This is a genomic window from Flavobacterium sp., from assembly GCF_017744675.1.
Lineage (GTDB): Bacteria > Bacteroidota > Bacteroidia > Flavobacteriales > Flavobacteriaceae > Flavobacterium.
Window position 1 is genome coordinate 1 of record NZ_JAGIAV010000018.1, and the last position, 516, is coordinate 516.

Here is a 516-nt window from a genome sequence, read left to right on the forward strand (position 1 = left end):
GCCAGGATCAGGGCGGCACCCTTTTTATGGGGCTTCTTGCCGGAGTAACCGGATTATTGTACCATTACAGCCACCAGGAAGATATCATCATCGGCAGTCCTATTGCCGGTCGTGAACACAGTGCCCTTGATGGACAGATCGGATTTTATTTAAATACCCTGGCGCTTCGTTTGCAGTTCGGGGGCGATGCTAGTTTTAAAACACTTTTACAAGAGGCACGCAAAACCACTTTAGATGCCTATGCGCATCAGGTTTTTCCTTTTGACCAGCTGATAGAAGAACTGAATATAAAACGCGATTTAAGCCGCAATGTACTTTTTGATGTGCTTATTGATTACCATGACAACCGCTCCTCAGGCAAAGGCAAAGGCCTGGAGCTTGAAGGGTTAAAGGTAAGCGGCTATCAGGCAGAGATGCCCCGCATGAGCAAGTTCGACCTGACCTTTATGTTTCTGGAATCCGATGAAGGGCTGAGTCTGCTTTTGGAATACAACAGCGACCTTTATAAGGAATCCA

At 46.9% G+C, this 516-nt stretch carries 1 protein-coding gene; it reads left to right on the forward strand.

The window, feature by feature from the left end; translation table 11 throughout:
- The coding region (locus J7574_RS23145) for a condensation domain-containing protein (RefSeq protein ID WP_290974727.1) at positions 1–516 on the forward strand (516 nt) is incomplete at both ends.